The sequence below is a fragment of the Pseudoalteromonas sp. 2CM32C genome, from assembly GCF_023161925.1.
Classification (GTDB): domain Bacteria; phylum Pseudomonadota; class Gammaproteobacteria; order Enterobacterales; family Alteromonadaceae; genus Pseudoalteromonas; species Pseudoalteromonas marina.
The window spans coordinates 141,525-164,041 of sequence record NZ_JALNTI010000004.1 but is presented as its reverse complement, the minus strand read 5'-3'; the positions used below and the strand labels follow the sequence as shown (position 1 = coordinate 164,041).

General features: G+C 38.9%; 22 protein-coding genes. 9 read left to right on the top strand and 13 right to left on the bottom strand.

The features are described from left to right. Positions 1–17 precede the first annotated feature (17 nt). Genes MTF67_RS10055 through MTF67_RS10045 form a run of 3 tightly spaced genes read right to left on the bottom strand, consistent with a single transcriptional unit; the run spans position 18 to position 3,782 of the window. A complete protein-coding gene (locus tag MTF67_RS10055) occupies positions 18–1,019 on the bottom strand; it encodes a LacI family DNA-binding transcriptional regulator (protein WP_248519436.1) in 1,002 nt (333 codons plus the stop codon). Between the two features lie 43 nt (positions 1,020–1,062). Beyond that, positions 1,063–2,400, bottom strand: coding sequence for an MFS transporter (locus MTF67_RS10050; protein WP_248519435.1), 1,338 nt, complete (start codon positions 2,398–2,400; stop codon positions 1,063–1,065). A gap of 53 nt (positions 2,401–2,453) precedes the next feature. Beyond that, on the bottom strand, positions 2,454–3,782 hold the full coding sequence (locus MTF67_RS10045; RefSeq protein ID WP_248519434.1) for a GH1 family beta-glucosidase: 1,329 nt from the start codon (positions 3,780–3,782) through the stop codon (positions 2,454–2,456). 258 nt (positions 3,783–4,040) lie between these two features. Here MTF67_RS10045 and MTF67_RS10040 point away from each other — a divergent pair, with 258 nt between their 5' ends. The 5 genes from MTF67_RS10040 (at position 4,041) to MTF67_RS10020 (ending at position 10,419) form a co-directional block, all read left to right on the top strand. Continuing rightward, positions 4,041–5,312: a sugar MFS transporter gene (locus MTF67_RS10040; RefSeq protein WP_248519433.1), complete on the top strand. Its 1,272-nt coding sequence runs from the start codon at positions 4,041–4,043 to the stop codon at positions 5,310–5,312. Further along, entirely contained in the window at positions 5,312–7,861 is a 2,550-nt protein-coding gene (locus MTF67_RS10035) for a glycoside hydrolase family 3 N-terminal domain-containing protein (RefSeq protein ID WP_248519432.1), read from the top strand. Before MTF67_RS10040 ends, MTF67_RS10035 begins: the two co-directional genes overlap by 1 nt. Positions 7,862–8,265: 404 nt before the next feature. Continuing rightward, positions 8,266–8,736 carry a hypothetical protein gene (locus tag MTF67_RS10030; protein ID WP_248519431.1) on the top strand — a complete coding sequence of 157 codons (471 nt, stop codon included), beginning with the start codon at positions 8,266–8,268 and terminating at the stop codon, positions 8,734–8,736. Positions 8,737–8,894: 158 nt separating this feature from the next. Further along, entirely contained in the window at positions 8,895–9,362 is a 468-nt protein-coding gene (locus MTF67_RS10025; RefSeq protein WP_121638379.1) for an OsmC family protein, read from the top strand. 388 nt (positions 9,363–9,750) lie between these two features. Beyond that, positions 9,751–10,419, top strand: a complete 669-nt coding sequence (locus tag MTF67_RS10020; protein ID WP_248519430.1) for a hypothetical protein — start codon at positions 9,751–9,753, stop codon at positions 10,417–10,419. A gap of 188 nt (positions 10,420–10,607) precedes the next feature. On the opposite strand, the gene MTF67_RS10015 is transcribed toward MTF67_RS10020, so the two are convergent. Next, entirely contained in the window at positions 10,608–11,771 is a 1,164-nt protein-coding gene (locus tag MTF67_RS10015; protein ID WP_039036831.1) for a GGDEF domain-containing protein, read from the bottom strand. Positions 11,772–11,911: 140 nt separating this feature from the next. After that, positions 11,912–12,802 (bottom strand): TIGR01777 family oxidoreductase, encoded by an 891-nt coding sequence (locus MTF67_RS10010; RefSeq protein WP_006792228.1) that lies wholly within the window; start codon positions 12,800–12,802, stop codon positions 11,912–11,914. 170 nt (positions 12,803–12,972) lie between these two features. Here MTF67_RS10010 and MTF67_RS10005 point away from each other — a divergent pair, with 170 nt between their 5' ends. Next, positions 12,973–14,007, top strand: a complete 1,035-nt coding sequence (locus MTF67_RS10005) for an AI-2E family transporter (protein WP_008127717.1) — start codon at positions 12,973–12,975, stop codon at positions 14,005–14,007. A 38-nt stretch (positions 14,008–14,045) separates the two neighbouring features. On the opposite strand, the gene MTF67_RS10000 is transcribed toward MTF67_RS10005, so the two are convergent. The 6 genes from MTF67_RS10000 to MTF67_RS09975 all read right to left on the bottom strand — a co-directional run bounded on the left by MTF67_RS10000 (position 14,046) and on the right by MTF67_RS09975 (position 18,344). Beyond that, complete coding sequence (locus MTF67_RS10000) at positions 14,046–15,116, bottom strand: FAD-dependent oxidoreductase (RefSeq protein ID WP_248519429.1); 1,071 nt, start codon at positions 15,114–15,116, stop codon at positions 14,046–14,048. Between the two features lie 103 nt (positions 15,117–15,219). Continuing rightward, a complete protein-coding gene (locus MTF67_RS09995) occupies positions 15,220–15,630 on the bottom strand; it encodes a hypothetical protein (RefSeq protein WP_248519428.1) in 411 nt (136 codons plus the stop codon). Next, the gene (locus MTF67_RS09990) at positions 15,617–16,954 is read right to left on the bottom strand and encodes an ATP-binding protein (RefSeq protein ID WP_010557521.1); all 1,338 of its coding nucleotides are present in this window, start codon (positions 16,952–16,954) and stop codon (positions 15,617–15,619) included. The genes MTF67_RS09995 and MTF67_RS09990 overlap by 14 nt, the downstream gene beginning before the upstream one ends. Next, a complete protein-coding gene (locus MTF67_RS09985; protein WP_008127723.1) occupies positions 16,948–17,622 on the bottom strand; it encodes a response regulator transcription factor in 675 nt (224 codons plus the stop codon). The genes MTF67_RS09990 and MTF67_RS09985 overlap by 7 nt, the downstream gene beginning before the upstream one ends. 3 nt (positions 17,623–17,625) lie before the next feature. Continuing rightward, on the bottom strand, positions 17,626–17,886 hold the full coding sequence (locus tag MTF67_RS09980) for a PepSY domain-containing protein (RefSeq protein WP_006792222.1): 261 nt from the start codon (positions 17,884–17,886) through the stop codon (positions 17,626–17,628). Positions 17,887–18,041: 155 nt separating this feature from the next. Further along, the gene (locus MTF67_RS09975) at positions 18,042–18,344 is read right to left on the bottom strand and encodes a YciI family protein (RefSeq protein ID WP_008127726.1); all 303 of its coding nucleotides are present in this window, start codon (positions 18,342–18,344) and stop codon (positions 18,042–18,044) included. 189 nt (positions 18,345–18,533) lie between these two features. On the opposite strand from MTF67_RS09975, the gene MTF67_RS09970 reads away from it, so the two are divergent. Next, a complete protein-coding gene (locus MTF67_RS09970; protein ID WP_248519427.1) occupies positions 18,534–19,958 on the top strand; it encodes a sodium-dependent transporter in 1,425 nt (474 codons plus the stop codon). A gap of 52 nt (positions 19,959–20,010) precedes the next feature. Here MTF67_RS09970 and MTF67_RS09965 read toward each other — a convergent pair whose 3' ends face one another. Both MTF67_RS09965 and ispZ read right to left on the bottom strand, forming a co-directional pair. After that, complete coding sequence (locus MTF67_RS09965) at positions 20,011–20,652, bottom strand: CPBP family intramembrane glutamic endopeptidase (RefSeq protein ID WP_248519426.1); 642 nt, start codon at positions 20,650–20,652, stop codon at positions 20,011–20,013. Between the two features lie 61 nt (positions 20,653–20,713). After that, positions 20,714–21,289: a septation protein IspZ gene (ispZ, locus tag MTF67_RS09960; protein ID WP_008127733.1), complete on the bottom strand. Its 576-nt coding sequence runs from the start codon at positions 21,287–21,289 to the stop codon at positions 20,714–20,716. Between the two features lie 171 nt (positions 21,290–21,460). On the opposite strand from ispZ, the gene MTF67_RS09955 reads away from it, so the two are divergent. Then, entirely contained in the window at positions 21,461–21,730 is a 270-nt protein-coding gene (locus MTF67_RS09955) for an HU family DNA-binding protein (RefSeq protein WP_248519425.1), read from the top strand. Between the two features lie 207 nt (positions 21,731–21,937). After that, positions 21,938–22,516, top strand: coding sequence for a type 1 glutamine amidotransferase domain-containing protein (locus MTF67_RS09950; RefSeq protein WP_248519424.1), 579 nt, complete (start codon positions 21,938–21,940; stop codon positions 22,514–22,516). The last annotated feature ends 1 nt before the right edge of the window (position 22,517 follow it).

The following is a 22,517-nucleotide window of genomic DNA, read 5'->3' as shown; positions in this document are numbered from 1 at the left end:
CGGCATTAGCCGCTTTTTTATTTTAGTGGCGCTGAAGAGTCACGCTGCATTAGTGTGGGTTCAAAAAAACGATTTATTTTAATATTTTTTGTTTGGTATACGTCTTTAAGAACAAGTTTTGCGGCCATTTCACCCATTTTAGCTACCGGATTATCAATCGTTGTTAGTGTTGGGTAGAGGTAGTTTGCAAATATTACGTTATCAAATCCGACTATCGATAAATCGTTGGGTAGGTGATAGCCGTGCTCTCGGGCATATTTCATCGCACCTGAGGCCATCTCGTCGTTTGCGCACACAAGAGCGGTAAAATTTAGCTTACTGTTAATGAGGTGCTCAAGCGCTGAACTTCCCCCGGTTTCGTTAAAATCACCTTCAAAATAAAGCGATGGGTCAAACGTTATATTGGCTTCTTCGAGGGCTTGTTTATGGCCAGCTAAACGGTTTGCAGCATCGGCCTTAAACTGAGGGCCTGCAATATAAGCAATTTCGGTATGGCCTTGTTCTAACACCGATTTAGTTGCTAAATAACCGCCTAGTTTGTTATCTAAGCTAATGCAGTGCTCTTTGAGTTCTTTGACGTAGCGGCTCATTAAATAAACAGGCGTTGTGCCTCTACTGAGCGATATCAGGTATTCGTCGGTCACTGCTTCAACATGCAAAATTATGGCGTCGCAGCGCCTGCTAATTAAAAAGTCGATGCCTTCTTTTTCTTTATCTTCTTCACTGTGGCCGGTTGTAATAATAACGTGTTTACCGGCAGCCCTAAGTTCAGACTCAATCCCCGCCATCATTTGGGCGAAGAAAGGGCCATGTAATTCAGATACTAAAATACCAACACTGTTAGTGCAGTTTGATGCTAAAGATTGGGCTATTGAGTTAGGTTTGTAACCCAATGTTTGCATTGCATCGAGTACTTTTTTAGTTGTTTTATCACTTACTTTTGTGTTTTTGTTCATTACCCGAGAGACGGTAGCTAACGATACACCTGCAAGCTCTGATACTTGATAAATTGTTGCCATGTTACTTATTGACTCGCTTTCACCCTTAACTTAATCAGCTAAATCATACCTTAGTGTTGTTGACTGTGGTTAGCTTTGATTGAATATTTTCAACAACCTGGTTAGTTAATGTATATTTTTTCATTGCATATGCTACAAAAAGGGATCCTAGGGCGGGTAGTACAGTAAACGACAGTAAAATTCCCTGCTGAGTACTCATTGTTTGCGTCACATCAGCCTGATAACTGTAAAATGATAATAGCCAACCCGCAATAGCACCTCCAACAGCAACACCCATCTTAATAAAAAATATAACACCTGAGTAAACTAAGCCCGTAATCCGTAATCCCGTTACTTCGTGACCATAATCTATGGTGTCAGCCATTTTTGCCCATAGGAGTGGGGTCGCCATATCTAAAAAGAATTTCCATAGAATAAAAGCAGTAAACGCGAGAACCAGTTGTTCACTGCCAATAAAGTAGCTAAACCCACAAATAGTTGCAGCGATAAGTTGTAAGCTAATGTAAGCCTTTATTTTGCAAAAACGCGCAGCTAGAGGCTGTGCAACGGCGCAACCTATCATACTAGCAACTACACCTAGGGTCATAAATAGAGTAATTAAATCTTCCCGGCCGAGGTAGTATTTGACGTAATATACCGCCAGAGTTAGCCTAAGCACTTGGCCAGTCAGCAAGAAAAATGCAGCAATACACAAGGTACGCCATTGATCGTTTTTTACTAGGGCTTGAATACTTTTAGCAAAAGGGATGTTTTGTTCTTTGGGTTGTTGAATACGTTCTTTAGTGCCTAAAAAGCAGAGTAAAAACAGCACAAGGCCTAAAATACTCATGGCGGTCATGGTTAGCTGGTAACCTTTAGCGTTATCGCCCTGGCCAAAGTATTCAACCATTGGCATGGTGCATCCAGCAACAATAACACCACCAAGCATCCCAAATACAAAACGGTACGATTGAATAGTAACGCGTTCTTTTGCGTCTGCGGTTAACACACCACCGAGTGCGCAATAAGGTATATTAATAGCAGTGTAAGCAACCATCAGTAAGGTATAGGTGCTAAAGGCGTAGATTATTTTGTCAGTGCCTTCTAAGTCTGGTGTAGTAAACGCTAAAATACTAATAATGGCAAAAGGGAGCGCAAGCCATAGTAGGTAAGGGCGAAAATGCCCCCATCGTGTATGTGTTTTATCAGCTAGGTTGCCCATTAGGGGGTCGGTTACGGCGTCAAAAATGCGAACAGCTAAAAACATAGTACCAACAACAGCAGGGGATAAGCCCACCACGTCGGTATAGTAAAGCATTAGGAACATCATTACCGTTTGGAAAATAATATTACTGGCGGTGTCGCCTAATCCGTAGGCTATTTTTTCTTTTACACTAACCATGGTTGCTTTATCTCGCTTTATGTTTTTTTAGTTGCGTTAATAAATACGTTTTTTTATCTATTTGAGATTAATGCTTTATAGGCTAGGCCACTATTTTTTATAGTACGTTGCTGTGTGCTGTAATCTACATAAACTATACCAAATCTTTTTAAGTAGCCTTCTGCCCATTCAAAGTTATCCATTAGGCTCCAGGCAAAATAGCCGTCTATTCTAACGCCTTGTTCTGTTGCATTATGAACGGCATTTAGGTGACTGTTGTAGTAGTCTAGTCGATCTACATCATTGATTTCACCATTATTATAGCTGTCAGGCATAGCTGCGCCATTTTCAGTAATAAAAATAGGCGGTAGGGTATAGGTTTTGTTAAGTGTGACTAATAACTCCGTAAACGACTTAGGGTAAATTTCCCAGCCCATATCGGTTAGCGGGCCAGTAGGCTCTATTGGCTCATATATTTCAGTAGGGTGCGCTTTATAAAATTGACGGGTATAAAAGTTAATACCTAAATAATCAATTGATTGCGAAATAACAGCCATGTCACCATCGTGAATATCTGGCAGATGTGCTGAAGGTAATTGTTCAATAATTGCTGGGTATGTACCATCCATGATGGGTTTCATGTACCACTGGTTTAAGTAGTCATCTGCAAAAGCTGTTGCAGCAATGTCATCAGCGTCTTCAGAGATGCTATAGCAGGGAGTAAAATTAAGCACGATACCGTTTAAAGTCGTCGGTGAGTTTTGCTTTAACACGGTCATGGCAAGCCCATGTGCTAATAACAAATGGTGGGCGGCTTTGCGCCCGTATTGTTTACCCACTTTACCTGGCGCATGAATGCCAATTTCGTAACCTAAAAAAGCACTGCAAAAAGGCTCGTTTAAGGTAGCGTATGAATGCACTCGGTCACCGAATGCAAAAGTAATTAAATCAACATAGTGAGCAAACGCATAAGCTGTTTCTCGATTTAACCAACCCCCTTCGTCTTCGAGGTGTTGAGGTAAATCCCAGTGGTATAACGTGACAAACGCTTTGATATTGCGCTTTTTCAGTTCATCTAAGATGTCGGTGTAAAACTTTACGCCTTCAGGGTTAAGCTCACCACTTTTTGTAATAACACGAGGCCAAGAAATAGAAAGTCTGTAAGCATCTACTCCTAATGATTCGATTAAATCTATGTCTTTTTTCCAATTATTGTAATGATCGCACGCAACATGCCCATTTGAGTTATCAGCTATTTTACCTGGAGTATCACAAAAGGTATCCCAGATACACGGCAGACGGTGAGTTGATCCACCTTCTATTTGGAAAGACGCTGTTGCTACACCATAAATAAACTCTTTTGTTAATAGAGGTGAACAAGTTGGTAAAGATATTTTAGTCATTAGTTACAAACCTTTTAAAACCTAAATTGCACTTTTAGCGCCGATATTTACTGCCTCGTAGCTTACTCTCGACTTGATAAAAAAATAAAAATTGTTGAATTATGTTACATGTTCGTATTTAATTAGCTGTGAAAGCGCTTACATTTTTAAGATTAATGTTAATTAACCTTCAGGTCAACTCTTTAATAGCATGGCTTAGCCGCCAATTTATTAACAATACAGAGAAGGTTAACGATAATAATAAATTGCGGAGAGCACATGGCTAGTTCAGCACCAACAACACACACACAATCGCAAAACACAGGCGATAATAATTATGGATTTGCACTTACATCGTTAACAACGCTATTTTTTATGTGGGGTTTTATTACCTGCCTAAATGATATTCTAATCCCGCATTTAAAAGCGGTATTCGATTTAACATACGTGCAGGCTATGCTTGTGCAGTTTTGTTTTTTTGGTGCTTACTTTTTAATGTCTATACCCAGCGGGCTTATTGTGAAAAAGCTGGGTTATAAAAACGGCATTGTTGTCGGGTTACTAATTGCTGCAGTTGGGTGTGTATTATTCTATCCAGCGGCACAAATGCATAACTATCCTGTATTTTTGTTTGCGCTGTTTGTTTTAGCAAGCGGAATTACTTTATTACAGGTATCTGCAAACCCATACGTAAGCTTATTAGGTCCTGCAAAAACAGCGTCTTCTCGTTTGACATTAACACAGGCATTTAATGCGCTTGGTACCACGGTTGCACCGTCATTTGGTGCATTATTAATACTAGGCTCAGCGTCGGATGCTTTTTTAACACCGGCGCAAAATGCCGAATCAGTTCAACTTCCTTACTTACTGCTTGCTGCAATGCTAATTGTATTAGCTGGTGTGTTTGCATGGCTTAAGCTTCCTGACATTATGAGCGAGCAAAAAGAAGCTGCCGAGAAATCAGACACTATTGAAGGGAGTGCATGGCAGTATCGCCACCTTGTTTTGGGTGCAGTAGGCATATTTATGTATGTGGGCGCGGAAGTTGCGATTGGTAGTTTTTTAGTTAGCTTTTTAGCGCAAGAAAATATTGCTGGATTAAAAGAACATGTCGCGGCTCATTACATTACCTATTACTTTGGCGGTGCAATGGTTGGGCGTTTTATTGGCGCGGCTGTAATGCAAAAACTTCCTGCCGGTAAAGTGCTTGGTTTTAATGCAACCATGGCTATTATTTTAGTGGTTATTGCTATGAGCACATCTGGTCAGTTAGCAATGTGGTCAATATTATTAGTTGGATTATTTAACTCCATTATGTTTCCTACTATTTTTAGCCTTGCACTAAATGGCTTAGGCAAGCACACAGCGCAAGGTTCGGGCATTTTGTGTTTGGCAATTGTAGGCGGTGCAATTGTGCCGCTTTTACAAGGTGCACTTGCTGATAGTGTTGGGGTTCAACTTTCGTATGCTTTACCAATTTTATGTTATCTATTCATCGTATTTTACGGCTTAAGTGGCAGCAAACCCGTTCAAGCTAAGGAGACTTTATAATGAACACACCTTTTACGCTTAATAAAATTGCATTAGCAACATTGGTTGCTTCAGTGACCACATTAACTGCTTGTTCAAACGACAATACTAATCAAGCTGATACTACAAAAGCGCATGCTAGTGCTGAACAAATATGGCCCAAGCTCAACATTGCGGTTAAAAAAGATGCAGAGATAGAAGCGCAAATAGCGAGTTATTTAAACTCAATGACGCTTGAGCAAAAAGTTGCGCAAATGATTCAGCCTGAAATACGCGATATTACCGTTGAAGATATGCGTAAATACGGTTTTGGTTCTTACTTAAACGGTGGTGGGGCGTTTCCTAATGGGGATAAACATGCCACACCACAAGATTGGGTTGCCCTTGCTGAAAAAATGTATCAAGCGTCTGTTGATGATTCAATAGACGGTAGCAAAATCCCTACTATGTGGGGAACAGATGCAGTTCATGGTCATAATAATGTGATTGGTGCTACGTTATTTCCACATAATATTGGTTTAGGTGCGGCTAATAATCCTGAACTAATTGAACAAATTGCAGCTGTTACCGCTGTAGAAGTTATGGCTACAGGTATTGATTGGGTGTTTGCGCCAACCGTTGCAGTTGTACGTGACGATCGCTGGGGTAGAACCTATGAGGGATATTCTGAAGACCCTGCAATAGTGCGTGAGTATTCAGCGGCTATTGTGAATGGCTTACAAGGTAAGGCCGATGAAGACTTTTTAAGTGATAAACGTGTAATTAGTACTGTTAAACACTTTTTAGGTGATGGCGGCACTGTTGATGGTGACGATCAAGGTAACAATATCGACAGTGAGCAATCGTTATTTGATATTCATGCACAAGGTTATGTAGGTGGGTTATCGGCTGGTAGTCAGTCTGTAATGGCGTCGTTTAACAGTTGGAACGGTGTTAAAAATCATGGTAATAAATATTTACTGACCGATGTATTAAAAACACGTATGGGTTTTGACGGGTTTGTTGTTGGTGACTGGAATGGACATGGACAAATAAAAGGCTGTACCAACGAAAGCTGCCCACAAGCTATTAATGCAGGGCTAGATATATTTATGGTGCCAACGGGCGCTTGGAAACCACTGTATGAAAATACCATAGCGCAAGTTAAATCTGGCGAAATTAGCATGGCGCGTATTGACGATGCTGTTGCACGTATATTGCGTGTAAAACTACGCGCGGGTTTATTCGATAAGCCAAGTCCAGCAAACCGTTTATATTCAGGTAAAACAGAATTAATTGGCGCACAAGATCACCGTGAAGTAGCACGACAAGCAGTACGTGAGTCACTCGTACTTCTTAAAAATAAAAATGACTTATTGCCGCTTTCGCCAAATCAACATGTACTTATTACCGGTGACGGTGCCGATAATATCGGTAAGCAGTCTGGTGGGTGGAGTATTACTTGGCAGGGCACAAACAATAAAAATGCTGACTTTCCAGGAGCCACGTCAATCTATAAAGGCTTAGAAGAGCAAGTTACTGCCGCAGGCGGTAAAGTTACACTCAGTGATGATGGCTCTTTTGAGCAAAAACCCGATGTAGCCGTTGTTGTATTTGGTGAAGAACCTTACGCGGAGGGTCATGGTGACAGAGATAACCTTGAATTTGAGCGCGGCAATAAAAAATCGTTAGCGCTGTTAAAATCATTAAAAGCGCAAGGAATAAACGTTGTTTCTGTATTTATTTCTGGTCGTCCAATGTGGGTAAACAGTGAACTTAATGCGTCTGATGCATTTGTAGCAGCATGGTTACCTGGTACTGAAGGCGGTGGTGTTGCCGATGTGCTACTAAAAGCAGCCGACGGTAGTGTTAACCACGATTTTAAAGGCAAACTTTCTTTTTCATGGCCTAAAACGGCAGTTCAAACAACGGTGAATAAAGGAGATAAAGATTACTCGCCGTTATTACCGTATGGCTTTGGTTTAACCTATGGTGATAAAAATATACTTGCGGATAATTTAGATGAAAATTCGCAATTAGATAATTCATCACTAACCAGTATGGATATTTTAGTGGGAGCACCGGTTGCGCCATGGCGCTTATTGCTCAAATCGGGTGATGAATTGTTAGATGTGTCGAGCAGTACCCATGAGTTTGGCGCTATAAAATACCGAACTGAAGATAAGGTTGTACAAGAAGATGCTCGTCAGTTTAATTTTGACGGGAGTGAAAAAGCGAGCGCAGAAATAGTAACGAGCTTTGCTGAAGATACTATTACTTATGTTGAAGCAAATGGCGTAATTAGTTTTGACATAAAGCTTAACCAAGCGCTTGGTAATGAGCTTTCACTTGCAATGTGCTCGGGTGAATGTGGTGAAAGTATTAACCTAGCTAACGTTGTAGATAGTCGTTTACTTAGTAAATGGCAGTCAGTATCGATTGACCTTAAATGCTTTGCTGATAAAGGCGTAAATTTTGCGAGTTTAACAAGCCCATTTAGTTTGCACAGCTCAGGTAAAGCCTCTGTGTCGGTATCAGATATAAAATTTGTACCAAACAAAGCAGATGAAGCAACGCTTAAGTGTAAGTAAGACTACGCTAAATTAAATAGATAGATTGTTGTGTGTAGTAAAGCCCTTCATTTGAAGGGCTTTTTTTATGAATCAAAATACACAGATAGTTTTATTTAGTAATTAAGTGTAGTAGCTCATATCTGATCTGACAGGCAGCTATGAGCGATAAGCGGACATTGAGATTGGCTAAATATCGTCGTTAATAGATTGGTTAAACTGCTCTTTGCGTATATATTCATGAAAAGGAGCGTCACGCGCATATTGTTCTATTTGTCTTTTCTTTAAAGTTTTAGAAAACTTAGTAATAGTAATACCTTAAACTATTTGTTAAAACTATATCATTCAGAAAAATGAGCGTGACGTCGGCAGAAATATGCGCGATGAGCGCACTATTAAATTGTTAGTTGCCTCTGGAGACCTTTGTGGAAGTAAATAAGAGTTCGAGACATTCAAAAATCACCGGAGATTTCTCAGAGTCACTTATTTTGTATTGGTTGTCGAAATATGGTTTTGAGTGTGCGCTAGTTGATCATACTGGAATTGATATTATTGCAAATAACCCTCACACCAATGAAGTCATGGGCATCTCTGTTAAATCTCGTTCAAGAAATACAGGCAAAGAAGGGCAGTACGTTGCAATTACAAATGACAACTTCCCCAAAGTTGAGCGAGCATGTGACGCTTTCAATTGTGAACCATACTTTGCTGTCGTTGTTGATGAAGGGTGTAAGATTTATGCTTTTATCACATCAATGGAACACTTATTTGAGCTTCATCCTAAAGCTAGTACCCGGGTTAGCTGGAAAATGTCTCAAAAATGGTTAGAAACTTATCAAGAAGATCCAGAGGTAATTATGATTGAGTTTGAACACTCCACACTATCATGGTGGTAGCGGCAACTAACAAACGCATCAAGTCGCTCGCAGGCTCGCTGGGACATCAAAACTACGCGGCGATTTAGTTTTGGGCTGCGCCTAAGTTTAAGCAAATCGCCGCTACGTTTTGCTGCCCCTTATGCGGGCGTTAGGCTACTTTCATATACGGAGTTCAAATGTCAGAGTATTTTGCCAAAATCAATTGGGTTAGAGGTAGCACTGAAAGTTATGTTGATAACAAATATAGCCGAGGCCATGAATGGATTTTTGATGGTGGTGTAACCGTTCAAGCCTCTTCTTCACCTCACGTAGTTCCTTTACCTTATTCCGTTGAAGCAAATGTAGACCCAGAAGAAGCATTTGTTGCGTCTCTTTCTAGTTGCCACATGTTGTTTTTCTTATCAATCGCAGCCAAAAGAAGATATGTTGTAGATTCATATGTAGACGATGCTGTAGGTATTATGGAGAAAGATAGCGATGGTAAAATTTCAATGACTAAAGTTACACTTAGACCACATGTTCAGTTTTCGGGTGATAAAAAACCAACGATGGAGCAGCTTGAAAAAATGCACCATCAATCACATGACCAATGTTTTATTGCTAACTCAGTAAAAACTGAAATTGTTACGGAAATCGTAGCCTAACAAGTCATTTCAAAGTACAAAAAACAGTTGGTTTTTGCTCCTGCGTCGCTAATTTTAACCAACTATTTTTTGCCTCTGAATGAGGCGTTACTAATGTCCGCAATTGGCACACAGACGTACTTCGACAACGAGCGATTAGCGGCCGTTGAGGTTGGCTAAATATCGTCTTTAATAGATTGGTGAAACTACGCTTTGCGCATATATTCATGAAAATGAGCGACACGCGCATATAACTCTACCTAAAAAATTTAGAAAACTTAGTGATAGCAATACCTTAGGTGATTTGTTAAAACTATATAAAGTAGATAAATGAGCGTTAAGTCGGCAGAAATATGCGCGATGAGCGCACTATTAAATTGTTATGTGGCATTCAGGCTAGGAGTATAATTTGGGGCCTCTTTTTCAATTAATCATCGTAGGGATTCTTTATTTCTTAGTAGCAAGTATTATTGGGCTCGCGCTGATGTTAATTGCTCGGTTAATTATGCTGCTAAAGAAAAAGACTGACATTACAGTTAACCAACTCTTTTGGTTCCCATTAAAGTTAGCGCCTTATTTTTTGCTGGCAGTTATTGTTAATGCTCTGGTTTGTCAATTTGTTAGAGATGTAGATCCACCTTTAACAGATTATTGGTCACTTCCCATAAATGATGGACTCACTATGGGAGCAATTGATATTCCTGATAAATGGTATTTATGGCCTACTCGAGAAGGTGGTGAAGCTATCATCAGTAATATTGTATTGGTCGGGATTACTGATAAGGCTCTATATGGTTCAACCGAGTCTGATGACTATTTCATTTATCGTTACGATTCTAATCAACAGGTTGTTAATTTATCTAAAGATGAATTGGAGATTGAGGCAAACAAAACAGAAGACTCTTTACCTACACTTAAGCGCCCATCTGACCTTTACTACGATGATCGAGATTTTGGTGATTTGATTACTTTTTTATTGTTATTAATATATCCTTTGTACTGTTTTTATAATGTCTCAAGTACATTTTGGAGCTTAGTGAGTAAGAAAAATAGTGAGCTTTTAAGTACTGCCACATAACAAGAATTTGAAGCGGGACTGCTAACAGTTTGCTCGGTTTCGCTTCGCTACACATTTTAGCAAACTATTATCAGCCCCTTAAATGGGTGTTACGACCGTCCGCTTCTGACACAAATCGGCTATTCACTGTCAGATTTAATTCAACTCTACAAATCGAATCTGGCAGATCAAGTTAAGACTATTTCAAATTAAGCTTGCAAAAGTAAGCTTTTTTCATCGTAGGTTACCACTTTGTCACGGCCAGTTTCTTTAGCAAGGTAGAGTCGTTTATCGGCGTTCGCTAGTAACTCTTTTATAGTCTGCTCGCCGTTTATTGTGCTACTGACGCCTGCACTCACCGATAAATTTATATCGTGCCCCTCGTAATAAAATGGATAACTGCTTATGCTTTCGCGTAGTTCTTCGGCATTATTTCTGGCATCACTTAATGAGCAGTTGGGCAACAAAATGGCAAATTCTTCGCCGCCGATTCTGGCTGATATTTCTTCATTTAAAAATTGTGATTTTACGTGCTGAGCGATCCACTTTATGGCTTGATCGCCTGCCTCATGGCCATAGGTATCGTTAACACGTTTGAAAAAATCAATATCGAGCAAAATAAGTGAAATATTTTTGTTTTGGTAAAGTGGTAAACTTAACGCGTTTTTTCCTTTTATAAAAAAACCACGGCGGTTAAATAGTTGACTTAAAACGTCGGTATTAGCAATGCTGGCAAGCGTATGTTCTGTATTAGATGCTAATAAGTAAGGGAGTAATAATGCACTGCAAGTGGCTAAAATTAAATGACTGCTTAAAATGAGCTCTAATGGTTCTAAATAGGTTGTCTCGCTTAGGCTTAAAATAGGTAAAGCAAGCAGCACTGTTTGAACAAACATAAGCAAACTATGGATTAAAAAGCAGGTAATTAATGCCTTTTTTTGTAAGGTTGCAACAAAGCTCATAGTGCTAATGATGTAAGCAGAAAATAAGTATAACCCTGCAATAATAAAGCTCGTTACCATTTGTGCCGCGGAGTAAGGGTACACTGATAATAAAATTACAGCGGTAAAAAGTAGCAAATAGTAAATAGGGCGTAAGTTTAAAGGTTTGCTGTATTTGTATTTATGTAGTCCCAGAATAATTAAAAATGGGCTGAGTATTATAAAAATATTCGCTAAATAACTCGTAATAAAAGGAAAATTAAGTATTAGTTTTAAACATGCGAGTAGTTCAGCAAATGAAAATGCAATGCACGCTAAACCAAAAATTAAAAAAGCAGATTGTTTTTTGTAATTATGAACAGATAAAAAAAACAACCCTATTAGTAGGTTAAGTATAAAAGAGAGACCAATCACAGTAGGCAGGTGTAGCATTCATTTTCGCTTTTATTAGGAAATTGTGTCTGACTAACTTAAGTATTATGTATTAATCATGAAAGGTCAATATGGGTAAATAGTACTAGTTACCCATATTGTAACTGAATAGAGTATACGCAGAAGATAATTAACGCCAGCTAAACCAAACTGTCCAAGGCCGATTTAAGGTTCTCGTAATGAAAACGATAGTTATGCTTTTGTGCTTTGGTTGGCACTACAAATTGCCCGGTAGTGAGTAAGTCAGACATTTCACCCATTAATACTTTCAGCACAAATGCAGGCATGGGCATAAAAGCGGGACGCGATAATGCATTACCCAAGCGTTTACTAAACTCTGAGTTACTAACCGGGTTTGGTGCTACGGCGTTAATTGGCCCCGAAATTTCAGGGTGTTTCATAATATATAAAATAAGCTGTGTCATATCGTCTATATGTATCCACGACATACCTTGCTCGCCGTCACCAATTGGCCCGCCTAAACACAATTTAAATGCGGGAAGCATCTTACTTAATGCACCACCTTTTTTAGCTAATACAATACCGGTTCGTAATAGGCAGACTCGTGTTTTTTCAGACTCTGCTTTTAATGCTGCGTCTTCCCAGTCTTTACACAGCTGATGACTAAATTCATTGTGGGGATCTGTAAAGTTTTCATCTATGCGCTTGTTGCTTTGGCGTCCATAGTAGCCAATAGCACTGCCTGATATAAACGTGTGTGGAGGGTTAGCACTTGCTGCAATAGCGTGGCTAATTTGCTGCGTTATATTAATGCGGCTGTCACGTATAATTTGCTTCTGTTTATCGCTCCAACGTTTATTAACGATTGGCTCACCGGCTAAATTAATAACAACGTCAACGGTATTAAAATCAACAGCGCTTATGTCAGTGACTGCTTTAATTTTATGACCCAATAATACATTTGCTTTTGTGGCATTACGGCTTAGCACGGTAACCGTGTTATGGTGCTCTAAAAAAGGACATAAATGTTGGCCAATTAGCCCAGTAGCACCCGTAACAAATATATGCATATTGAATCCTCAAATTATAATTGTAGCAAGTGTTTTTAATTTATACTCACTAGCATGTAGTTTCTATCCTTAATACGAAGTAACAAGGGTTATGATCACTTTGTAATTATTTCATTTCATTAGGTTTTGCCTTACACTGTGGCCTTATTACAAATAAAAGGATAAATAAAGTGGCAGGTTTAACGGGTGTAAATAAAAGCTTAATTGTTTTTGCTGCTTTAGTAGTGGTATTGGCAGGGATCAAATCAGCAAGTGTCATTGTTATTCCTTTCATATTAGCGGCATTTATTGCCATTATTTGTAATCCACTAATTAAATTTTTTGCTCGTTATAAAATTCCTAAAGGCATTGCAGTGATGCTTGTGGTGCTAATTATTGTTGGGCTTGGAGTCAGCTTAGGTGGCTTAGTTGGCCAGTCCATTAATGATTTTTCACAGCAGCTTCCTGAATATAAAGCCCAACTCAAAGAAGAGTTTATTTGGCTTGTAGACCTCGCCTCCCAGTACAATATTTTAATTAATAAAGAACAACTCATTTCGATGTTTGACCCAGGCAAAATGGTTGATGTAGCAACTAACATGCTGACAGGGCTTGGTGGCGTAATGGCAAACATGTTTTTAATAATCTTAACGGTTATTTTTATGCTGTTTGAAGGCCCACTGCTAAGCAATAAAATACATATGGCTCTTGAAGATCCTGATAGTAAAATGAAGCAAATTGACCGATTTTTAGAATCAATTAATTCTTACTTGGCTATAAAAACACTCGTTAGTTTAGCTACCGGTATTATTGTGTCTGTTTACTTGTGGGTTCTAAATGTTGACTACTTTATATTATGGGGTGTTTTAGCATTTATGTTTAATTACATTCCGAATATTGGGTCAATTATTGCGGCTGTGCCTGCCGTGTTACTTGCCTTAATAACTCAAGGTCCTCTAATTGCTGGTATGGTAGCGGCGGGTTACTTAACAATAAACACGGTGATGGGCAACATTGTAGAGCCTAAATTTTTAGGTAAAGGGCTTGGCCTATCAACCCTTGTTGTATTTTTATCTTTAATATTTTGGGGGTGGCTACTTGGTACAGTAGGTATGCTTTTATCTGTTCCATTAACAATGATTGTTAAAATAGGCCTTGAAACAAGCATAGAAGGTAAATGGGTTGCTACATTATTAGGCAGTGGTGAAGATAGCGCGATGCGTTAACCTTCAGCATTTATAGCCAACATAACCCATTTGAATTGCTATATAGCACTTAATGCGTCATCAACAGCGTTAAGTGCTCCCTCTAAATAACCTGCTTCTTTTTTCGCGAATTCACTTCCTACTAAGTGAATATTTAAATCTCTTAGCTCACTTGTTAGTTCACCTAAATGGAAATCAGGGTGTTGTGAGGGTTGTGTTTTATCGTCGTTATTGGCAATAAATTCATCCTCAGCCCAATCTTTTACAAAACAATGTGTGGGGTTTCTAGCGGCTTCGCCGTAAAAATAGATTAGCTGGTTAATACAAGCTTCTATTAATTGTGCTTTGGTAACTTTACTGCGAGTGGCGTATGGCACGCCGATAAAGCCAAATAAGGCAGCATGCTTATTGTGTTCTGCACTTGCATCATGTATTTCAACCATGGGGCCGACTCGGCTAAAGCATTGCCCAGATAGATTACGTTCTCGCCAAAAGGCGTAATCGAATGTGGCCACAAATTTAGCCTGTCCTGCCATCCAAGTGGGCGTTGTAGTCAAACGATTTATAAGCCTCTCACTTGCCCAAAAATTAGGTGTTAGATGTTGGGTGATCATTCGTGGAGGCAGGGCAGTGAGCACTGTGTTTGTTTCAAACTGCTGTATTTTACCATTGTTATTGACTGTTAACTGCCAGTTATCATTACTTTTTTTGAGTTCTGTTACGCAATGATTTAACAATATATGCTTTGCAGGTAGCTGTTTATAGAGTGCCTTGATTAAGGTACTCATGCCATGTTTTAGCCTAAACAATTGCATTTCGCCAGCGCCTGCAATTTGTTGAACTGCCTGATTAGGCGCTTGGTATAACACATCACCATGATTGTATTGCTCAAATATCGATAAGTTGAGCGATTTGACCAATGATTGAATTTTTGGTTGATGAGGAAAGATCCACGTCGGACCAAGATCAAACCCAACATTTTCATTTTTTATTGAATTTTCACAATAAACACGCCCACCTAAAAATGGTTTGGCTTCTAATAATAAAAACGCAATATTACGTTGATGCAACTGTGTTGCAGCATAAAGCCCTGCAAGTCCGCCACCAATAATTATTATAGGCTTGGCCATTATTTACCTTTTTAAGTTTAACAATCTACTAGTAGGTAGTTTGTTTTGTGTGTGCACTATTGTCAAGTGAGTATGCGAGCTAGTCGTGTTATTTACACGTGGTTTAAAAAGGTTGTTTCAAGGATTCTGTAAACTGATTTACTAACTGAATTTCACAGTGCTTGTAGCTGATAGCGGCTGCTTTTGCATTAGGAAGTTTTAATATGTAGCGCCACTGGCAGGCGCTTTCAATGTACTTCTCGTTATTTTTTATACTGCGCATAAATAACTGCAGTACTTGGGTATTACCCGTTGCTTCTTCAGATTGGACGAGTTCGTACTTACGTTTTTGTATCCAAGTCCCTTGCTCTTGTTTGGCTTTATCGAGCTGGGTGTCAAGGCATTGTATGTAACGCTTAGATTCATTCATAGTTGGCTTATCAACCAATTGGCATACAGCATTAGAATAAGCACTGCCACTTATTATAAGGAGAAAAAACGAAAACAAGTTTGCATACGTGTTACTTTTTATCATGGTAATTAAACTCTAATATAAATTGTGCGCCGCCTAGCTTGTCGGCTTCAGTGATTGTCAGTGTGCCATGGTAAGATGTAACCAAGTCCGAGACAATGGCCATGCCAACACCATGCCCACTTTGGTATGTATCTAGGCGTGTTCCGCGTTTAAGTAATGATTCGCGCTTATCTTCTGGCACACCCGGGCCGTCATCACTTATACCTATACATAATGTTTTACTTTGCACCACTTGTACCGTCACTTGAGAACGACACGCTTTACAGGCGTTATCAATTAAGTTGCCTAGTAACTCCATTAAATCGGTTTGGTCACCTAAAAAGTAGTCTTTATCAGAAACTATACAATCAAAAATAATATCTTTGTCGCGATAAACTTTAGCCATTGCACTAAGTATTGAGTCGATAACTGGTTTTATAGGCGTTTGTTTTTTCCACGTATCTGACGCGCCAGTAGCTGCACGCTTTAATTGGTGTTCGATCATCACATTTATACGGTCTAACTGTTCTTGTGCGTCAGCATCATTTGCAAGCGGGCTTGATTTAAGAACAGCTAGTGGGGTTTTAAGTGCGTGCGCTAAATCGCTGAGCGATGCTCTGTAGCGTTCTTTTTGCCGTTGCTGAGATTCAAGTAACAAGTTTAAGTCGGCTTTTATGGTTTGTAGCTCAATCGGATAAAGGCCTTTAATTTCTTGTATATCACCAGATTCAATGGCTTTTATTTCTTTATCTAAGCGCTGTAGTGGGCGAGCGCTCCAAATAAAACCAATAGCCATTAAAATTGTTATGGCAATACCCATAACAAACATCCACTCAACAAGTGTTTGTTTAAACCCATCCATTAAGCGAAGTAGAGCGTCGTTACGTTTTACTAAAATGAACCGAGCCTGCTCGGACTGATCAATATTATTTAATATTACGGTTAAACTAAGCTGCCAATAAACCGTATTTTTGTATTCTACGCGCCTAAAATCAGCAGCACCGGCTTTAGTTTCTATTTGTTGAGGTACAAAGTCGACATTCACCGCTGACTCCGAATGCCAAATTGGCTCTTCATCTCGGTAAATCATTGCGTAAGTGTCAGAGTTTAATCTGTTAAGCTCAGGCGCTAATATAGTGCTTGGCATAATTATGCCATGTTCAGTGAAGTCTACCTCAGATATGAGAGAATAGAGTTGAGCTTCTAGCGTTTTTTCTGTGGCATCGACCAAAGAGGCATAATAGGCTTTGCCAATTGAGTAAAACAAAATAGGCAGTGCCACCAATAAAACAAAGACAAGGATAAATCCTTGCCTTATTTTTAGTGATACTTGCGGTCCTACCACTGACTTTTTAGCCTGTAACCACGGCCACGTAACGTTTCAACTGGGTTTAGGGTGCCTTCGGGGTCTAACTTTTTACGTAGGCGTAAAACAAACACTTCAATTACATTCGAATCAAGGTCGAAATCCTGATCGTAAATATGCTCGGTAAGCTCTGACTTAGAAATAACCTTTTGTGGGTTTACCATTAAGTATTCAAGTACTTTATACTCATAAGCCGTTAGACTTAACTCTTTGTCATCGACCCAAACTTGTTGCGAACGGGTGTGTATTTTTATAGGTCCTGCTGTCATTTCAGGGTTAGCTTTACCTGCACTGCGGCGAATAAGTGCGTTACAACGCGCTGCTAATTCTTCAACATGAAATGGCTTTGTTAAATAGTCGTCTGCACCTGCATCTAGCCCTTCAACTTTATCTTGCCAGCGATCACGGGCTGTTAAAATTAAAATTGGAATTGTCACGCCTTGGGCACGTGCTTTGTTAATTAACTCAATTCCGTCAATTTTAGGTAAACCCAAATCAACCACAGCCATATCCAAAGGGTATTCCGTAATATGAAATAAACCAGCTTCACCATCGTGACATAAATCCACGCTGTAGCGTTCTTTCTCTAATGCATTTCGTAGGTTGTCTGCTAAATGTAGATCGTCTTCAATAACTAAAATTCGCATTTTTTAATCCTTTTTCACTTCGCCGGTTTTTTTATTAATATGTAAATCAACGACGTGGCCGTCAGATTTGAGTATTCGTACGGTATAAAACTCTGGTTTTTCAGTTATCTTTAGCGTTTTACCGCCAATGCTTTGTTTTGCAAGTATTACCGCTTTCTTTTTATCCACCGGTTGGTTAACCTTTTTTGCCGGCGTAGCCGAAGCTTGGCTGTTGCTAGCAAAGCTAACACAAGCAATAAAAATGAGGCTTAACAATACGCGCATAACAGAAACTCCTAGACCAGATAACCTTAGTTTAATTAACTAAGTTACTAAAATTCAAGTAAAAACGTTAAATCCGTAATTACATTAGTAATTTTAATTAAAAACGTGTGAACAAATCCTGAATTACAGGTTGGCTTGTAACAACACGCTGTTATTTATACTGGAAACACTTTTTTGAATGGTTTAACAATTGTATTTACGTATACGCCACCTGAAACGTAAGGATCATCAGTTGCCCATTCACGCGCAGCTTCTAGCGAATCAAACTCTGCAATAATAACTGAGCCAGTAAAACCGGCATCTTGAGGGTCCTCATTATCGACCGCAGGGAAAGGGCCGGCGGTAAGTAGCCTGTTTTGTGCATCAAGCTCTTTTAAGCGTTCTAAGTGCGCTGGACGTGCGGCTTTTCGTAATTCAAGGCTGTTTTCAACGTCTGTTGAGTAAATCATGTACAACATAATAGATTCTCACTTAAGTTGTTAAATTTAATTATGCAAATAGTACCACAGAGCTCAAATTTGGCTAACTAAAAGCGTATACACTTAGGTTTACAGTTGGATTTTATTTTTAACGCTAATTGCTTGAAAACCGCTGTATAACACTGGTAGAGTCGCTCAGATACTCAAAATAATAAAAAGGTTTTATACATGAGCGATAATAGAGAGCGATTTAGCTCCCGTCTCGGATTTATACTGGCTGCAGCTGGTTCTGCCGTTGGTATTGGTAATTTAGTGGGTTTTCCCGTTTCTGCTACTAAAAATGGTGGCGGCGCATTTTTATTAATTTATGCTCTATTTGTCGTGTTTATTTGTTTACCCGTGATGATGGCAGAAATGGCCATGGGCCGAAATGCTCAAAAAGATCCGCTCGGTTCATACAAACTTTTAGCAAATAACGATAAAAAATGGAAATTTGCAGGATTTTTAGCCGTTTTAACTCCATTTATGATTGCCGTTTTTTATATGGTAATTACAGTGTGGATTTTTGGCTACTTGATACAGGCAGGCATGGGTAACTTAGATGCGTTAGCCGATCCAAGCCATTTTGGGACATTTATTAACAGCTACACAGTATTTGCTTATATGGCAGTGGTGGTTGTTATTGTTAACCTTATTTTACTCGGCGGTGTAAAACAGGGCATAGAAAAAGCGGCTAAAGTATTAATGCCAGCATTGTTGGTGATGCTGTTGGCTTTGGTTGCTTATGTTTTAACGCTAGATAACGCATTGGCAGGCGTTGAGTATTACGTTATTCCTGACTTTTCAAAAATGAGTGCTAGCGTACTCAATGGTGCATTGAGTCAAGCGTTCTTCTCTTTATCGCTAGGTATGGGTATTTTAATGACCTATGCGTCGTATATTTCTAAGAAAGACGACATAGTTAGTAGTGCAAAAATGGTGGCTATTACAGACTCACTAGTCGCGTTTGTTGCCGGCCTTATGGTTTTACCCGCTATATTTAGTTTTGACCCAAATACTAACCCGGAGTCGTTATCAGACTCGTCTGTATCAATGATTTTTGTTTATTTACCTAAAATTTTATTAGCATTACAAAACGATATTGGCTATGTAGGGGCTTCAGTTGTCGCCTTTTCATTCTTTTTACTTGTATTTTTTGCAGCAATAACGTCTTTGGTTTCAATTGTAGAAGTACCAACGGCAACATTGAGTGATCGTAAAGGTATTAGTCGTAAAAAAGCTTTAGGTATACTAACGCTTAGCACAGGCTTACTTACAATTATATGTACTATGTCGTTTGGTATGGTTGACAGTTTAACGTCGTTTACCAGCTATGGCGGTGCCAGTAAGAGCTTTTTTGATATTGTAGTTGATGTATTTTACGACACTATTTTACCTCTAAATGGCTTAATGGTGTGTTTGTTTGTAATGTATCGATGGAAAAAAGTGCGTTTAACACAGGAACTAAGCCAAGGTTCACCTAGCTACGAAGGCAGCATGATGGAGAAATACGTTAACTTTTCTCTTTCAACGTTTATCCCATTTATTTTAGCTGTGATATTTATAAACACGGTTGCTACCAAGTTCTTTGGTTTAAAGTTATTTGGTTTTTAAAATGTGTAGTATAAAATTAGCCGCGATTGTCGCGGCTTTTTTTGCTAAACATTTAGGTTAAAGCACCTGAGTCTAAATAACTCCCAATACCTAGAGTAAACATCCAAATTCCCCACAAGCTATGCTCAATAACACATACAAAGGTTGAGCGGCTTTGAGCGTAAGTATACGAAAATAATAACCCACCTAAAAAAGCTAAACATACCGCAATCAAATTTGCATAAACTATATGAGCCAGTGCAAACACAGTGGCACTTACAATAATTCGCACACTTTTTTTAGGCATAATGTGTTTATAACGATGAAAAAAATAGGTTCTGAATATTAGCTCTTGAGGGATAACCGACAACACGGGGTATAGCAGTAACAAAAGCAGCCAATCATCAAAAGAATGACGAGGGAGGGCAAACCAGTTTTCTTGATAGATGATCCCGTAAAACATACCAGAGAAAACGGCGCCTAATAAAAAGAAACTAAACAGACGATTTTTTACAGCAGAAAACTGTCCAAAGCTGGTAAGCCTGAAGCGTTTAAAGTGTGGGTCGCTCAACAAAAGCATGCAACATACGCTCATTAATATTATAAGCGCAGGGAAAAGCCAATTTGCTAAATGGTTGCGTAAGCTAAAGCCTACTAGCGGTAAAAAAATAAATATGAGGGTAAATTCAAACCAGCGGTATTGATTAGCGTTCAAGGTCGTCTCAGGCTGTTTTTTTATAAACTAACAAGCTAAGACGACATTTTTATGACGAAAACTAGTTTACAGCTTCATCATCATCAGGGAGGTATTTATAAAGGGCAATAATTGTGGCAAAAATGCTTACAAATGTAATAGCCATCAAGCCAAAGACTTTAAAGTTTACCCAAAAGTCGAGTGAAAAGTTATACGCTATGTATATGTTAAGTGCTGCAATACCGGCGGTAATAGCTACCCACATTAAGTTTAATTTATCCCATAATGGCTCTGGCACGGTTATTTTTTTATCTGTGTCATTTGCGTTTTCTAAAATAGCGGTTAGTGCCTTTTTTACTAAGTTTTTATTGAGTATGTAACGACTCACAAGCAGCATAATGCTGAAACCCGCGTATATAATAGTGGCTTTCCACTTTACAAATTGCTCATCATGAAACACAAGCGTTAAGGTGCCAAACACGGCGGCAATAGAAAAGAAGATCCACTGGCGGGTCGGTACTTTCCCATGTTTGTAATAGCTAAATATGACTTGAATAAGCGATGTTGCAATTAATAAAGCCGTTGCCCAGTAAATATCTACAAGCTTAAACACTGCAAAAAACAGTATAAGTGGAATGTATTCAATTAATGCGTGCATATACTACCTAAATTATACAAAAATAAATTACAGCGTTTTTACCACATAACACTTGGTAACTACAAGGTTGACTTAAAGCCCTGTAAGCCTTAGCCTGCGTGGCTTTATTTATTCATCATTATATTCCCACGCTAAACGTATTCATTGTTTACGTGTATTTAGGAGCCTTATATGAACAAAACTCAACTTATTGCCGAAATGGCAAAACACAGCGAACTTACTAAAAAAGATTCACAAGCCGCTCTTACAAGTATTCAAAAAGTGATTACTAAATCGTTATCTGAAGGTGATCAGGTGCAAATTAATGGATTTGGTACGTTTGCACTTAGTTATTATCCGGCACGCACTGGGCGCAATCCACAAACGGGTGAGGCAATCGAAATAGAAGGGGCTAACAAGGCCGTTTTTAAACCAGCTAAAGCACTTAAAGATCGCCTTTAATACTTCACTTCTACTTACCTTTTTATTTGTACTATCTAGAACAACGCTCTTTTAACGTCATGTAGATTATTCATTAATTATAAATAATTTACATGGGGTTATATCATAAATTAAAATTTAATATAATTTTCAATGATTTAAATTTGGCATCCGTCCTGCTTATTGTTTAGTGAGTTAAACACTTAATTAATTTGTAAGGAGAGCCAAATGAATACATTACAATCGCGTACACCACTAAAAGGTAAAAAAATTGCCATTTTAGCCACTGACGGTTTTGAACAAAGTGAATTGTTTTCTCCTCGCGATGCATTATTAAATGCGGGTGCAGAAATAGAAATAGTCTCTATCAAAGAAGGTCAAATAACTGGGTGGAATGAAGATAAATGGGGCGAAAAAGTATCAGTAGATAAACTCGTCACTAATACAAACTCAGCTGATTACGATGCATTAATGTTACCCGGTGGGTTATTTAATCCAGACAGCCTTCGTCAAGACAAACATGCAAAAGCCTTTATAGACGGCTTTTTTGGTGCAGAAAAAAACAAACCAGTTGCTGCAATTTGCCATGCACCATGGTTACTGGCAGAAATTAACAAGTTACGTGACCGCACAATTACTTCTTTCCCAAGTATTAAAAGCGATTTAATGAATGCAGGCGGAAACTGGGTAAATGAAGAAGTGTGTGTAGACAGAGGTTTAGTGACCAGCCGCAGTCCAGAAGATTTAGATGCTTTTAACGCTAAATTTATTGAAGAAGTGCTAGAAGGGAAGCATAAAGCACACTAAA

Coding starts and splice junctions, on each gene's coding strand:
- MTF67_RS10050 (WP_248519435.1), bottom strand. CDS start 2,400: ATGGTTAGTGTAAAAGAAAAAATAGCCTACGGATTAGGCGACACCGCC.
- MTF67_RS09975 (WP_008127726.1), bottom strand. CDS start 18,344: ATGTTGTACATGATTTACTCAACAGACGTTGAAAACAGCCTTGAATTA.
- MTF67_RS10040 (WP_248519433.1), top strand. CDS start 4,041: ATGGCTAGTTCAGCACCAACAACACACACACAATCGCAAAACACAGGC.
- ispZ (WP_008127733.1), bottom strand. CDS start 21,289: ATGCACGCATTAATTGAATACATTCCACTTATACTGTTTTTTGCAGTG.
- MTF67_RS10000 (WP_248519429.1), bottom strand. CDS start 15,116: ATGGCCAAGCCTATAATAATTATTGGTGGCGGACTTGCAGGGCTTTAT.
- MTF67_RS10045 (WP_248519434.1), bottom strand. CDS start 3,782: ATGACTAAAATATCTTTACCAACTTGTTCACCTCTATTAACAAAAGAG.
- MTF67_RS10035 (WP_248519432.1), top strand. CDS start 5,312: ATGAACACACCTTTTACGCTTAATAAAATTGCATTAGCAACATTGGTT.
- MTF67_RS09970 (WP_248519427.1), top strand. CDS start 18,534: ATGAGCGATAATAGAGAGCGATTTAGCTCCCGTCTCGGATTTATACTG.
- MTF67_RS09985 (WP_008127723.1), bottom strand. CDS start 17,622: ATGCGAATTTTAGTTATTGAAGACGATCTACATTTAGCAGACAACCTA.
- MTF67_RS10025 (WP_121638379.1), top strand. CDS start 8,895: ATGTCAGAGTATTTTGCCAAAATCAATTGGGTTAGAGGTAGCACTGAA.
- MTF67_RS09950 (WP_248519424.1), top strand. CDS start 21,938: ATGAATACATTACAATCGCGTACACCACTAAAAGGTAAAAAAATTGCC.
- MTF67_RS09995 (WP_248519428.1), bottom strand. CDS start 15,630: ATGATAAAAAGTAACACGTATGCAAACTTGTTTTCGTTTTTTCTCCTT.
- MTF67_RS09955 (WP_248519425.1), top strand. CDS start 21,461: ATGAACAAAACTCAACTTATTGCCGAAATGGCAAAACACAGCGAACTT.
- MTF67_RS10010 (WP_006792228.1), bottom strand. CDS start 12,802: ATGCATATATTTGTTACGGGTGCTACTGGGCTAATTGGCCAACATTTA.
- MTF67_RS10015 (WP_039036831.1), bottom strand. CDS start 11,771: ATGCTACACCTGCCTACTGTGATTGGTCTCTCTTTTATACTTAACCTA.
- MTF67_RS09980 (WP_006792222.1), bottom strand. CDS start 17,886: ATGCGCGTATTGTTAAGCCTCATTTTTATTGCTTGTGTTAGCTTTGCT.
- MTF67_RS10055 (WP_248519436.1), bottom strand. CDS start 1,019: ATGGCAACAATTTATCAAGTATCAGAGCTTGCAGGTGTATCGTTAGCT.